Origin of the sequence: Planktothrix sp. FACHB-1355 (assembly GCF_014748295.1) — a bacterium.
Taxonomy (GTDB): Bacteria; Cyanobacteriota; Cyanobacteriia; order Cyanobacteriales; family Aerosakkonemataceae; genus Aerosakkonema; species Aerosakkonema funiforme_A.
Map to the genome: position 1 here is coordinate 1 of NZ_JACJUP010001202.1, position 2022 is coordinate 2022.

Sequence of the window (2022 nt, forward strand, 5' to 3'; positions counted from 1 at the left end):
TTGTGAATGCAGCTTGGTGTTAGCCGTAAAAAGTTATGACTGATGGGTGATGACGAAAGGCAAAACTTGCAAATTATGCAAAAATAACATTAAAATTATCGATTATCAGCATATAAACTAAAGTTTAGTATACCCTTATACGAAAATTTTGGCTAAGCGAAAATACCTTTAATCTTCATAAGACCTATTCCAAACCTCCAATGTGAGAAAGCGATCGCCTCTAAAAATTACGGGGCGATTTTTTGTAAAAATTGCGATAAGGCAGGTTAAGTTGGAAATATTGCTTTTGATTTTGTCAAATTTAATAAAAACAGGCATTCGGTATGAAAGAGATAAATTCAAGGATAAGCTTGCCAACGGAAAAGACAAAATCATTAAAGATAAAATTACTGAAAAACAGGTCAAATAGTTAAGCGAAATTCAAGTGGAAAGTTGAGCAGATGATGAGCGATGTTTTAGAACAAGCTACTATTGCAGCCAAACAACAAAATTGGGCATTGCTAAATCAATACATCAGCCAGATGCTAGAGCGTAAAAATTTCCTGGCAACCAATGTTACACGTATACTGGATTGGGCTTTGGAGATTTTAACAGAAGGAGATTTTCAAGAACGCTGGGATGTGGCGAAAGTGTTCCCCAGCTTGGGAAATAGAGCGATCGCGCCTTTGATTGAGATTTGGAAAGACGAAGAGGCAGAAGAAGAATTACGCTGGTTTGTGGCACGCATATTAGCAGAATTTGACAGCATAGAAGCGGTAACCGCTTTAGTGGAGATTTTGAAAACGTCACAAACGGAAGAACTAAGTGCGATGGCAGCAGAAGCGCTGGCTAATTTGGGACAATCGGCGCAGAAACATCATGCTTTCCGTTTTGCGATCGCAGCTTTGACGGAGTTATTAGCAGCAGAAGAAACGCGCCTGTTGGCGGTACGCAGTCTTTCCCATATCCGCCGTTCCGAGATCGTTACCCCTCTGTTAGGTGTTGTTAAAGATAAGCAAGTGTCGGTGCGTGCAGCTGCGATCGAAGCACTCAGCAGTTTTCACGACCCCCGCATCCCGCTAGTACTGCTAAATGCTCTCAAGGACGTAGCTGCGCCAGTCAGACGGGAAGCGATAATTGGTTTGGGACTGCGGTCTGACTTACTGGAGGAATTAAATCTGGTCAGTCAAATCGTACCTCTGGTTTGGGACTTTAATCCAGAAGTTTGCGCTGCTGCTGCCAGTACGTTGGGACGCCTGGGAACTGACGCCGCTGCTGATGCTTTATTTCAAGTGCTGAGTTCGCCTTCGCTACCAATGTCGTTACAGCTGCAATGCGTTCGTTCTTTAAGCTGGATCGAAACACCAAGGGCTCTGGCACATTTACAAGCAGCGCTTACCTTTGCGCCGATCGCTACATATCAAGAAATCGTAACGCTTCTGGGACGAGTGGAACAGGCGCATTTAGCACCCGACGCCGCTCGCATTTTAATCGATGCTTTGAAATCCCAGCATCCAGCACTTCAAGATTCCAGTGTCAAACAAGCTTTGGCAATCAGTTTGGGACACCTAAAACATCCCCAAGCAATACATCCTCTGATTCAGATGCTGGCAGATCCGGATTTGGGGGTAAGGCTGCACGCAACGGCGGCGCTCAAAAAATTTCCCACCGCAATTGTACAATTACAGCAGCTGGCTGGCAACGAAAATCTCACACAAGAATGGAAACAAGGAATTGCGATCGCCCTTCAAGAATTTTAGATTTTAGATTGAAAATTCGATCTGATATCCAAGATCCAATCCTGGGCTGTATCAAAATCTACTAAAATACAGTCGCAGATCGGCTAAGGTCAAAGCAACACCTAATTGTCAAGCGGGCTACATCATCATGCGCGTCGAGCAGTTACAGGCATTTCTGGCGATCGCTGAAACAGGTAGCTTTCAGCAAGCAGCGCGAAAATGTGGCGTTACCCAATCCACGATCAGCCGGCAAATTCAGTCCCTGGAAACAGATCTGGGTTTGCAGATGTTTCACCTGAGTACC

The 2022-nt window shown here is 44.6% G+C and carries 3 protein-coding genes; all 3 read left to right on the top strand.

The window, feature by feature from the left end; translation table 11 throughout:
* Window positions 1-202 precede the first annotated feature (202 nt).
* Window positions 203-409, top strand: coding sequence for a hypothetical protein (locus H6S82_RS30740; protein WP_191057292.1), 207 nt, complete (start codon window positions 203-205; stop codon window positions 407-409).
* 31 nt (window positions 410-440) lie between these two features.
* Window positions 441-1739: a HEAT repeat domain-containing protein gene (locus H6S82_RS30745; RefSeq protein ID WP_242057177.1), complete on the top strand. Its 1299-nt coding sequence runs from the start codon at window positions 441-443 to the stop codon at window positions 1737-1739.
* A 127-nt stretch (window positions 1740-1866) separates the two neighbouring features.
* Window positions 1867-2022, top strand: a 156-nt coding sequence (locus tag H6S82_RS30750) for a LysR family transcriptional regulator (protein WP_191057293.1), incomplete at its 3' end; no start/stop codon positions are given.

Coding starts and splice junctions, on each gene's coding strand:
- H6S82_RS30745 (WP_242057177.1), top strand. CDS start 441: ATGATGAGCGATGTTTTAGAACAAGCTACTATTGCAGCCAAACAACAA.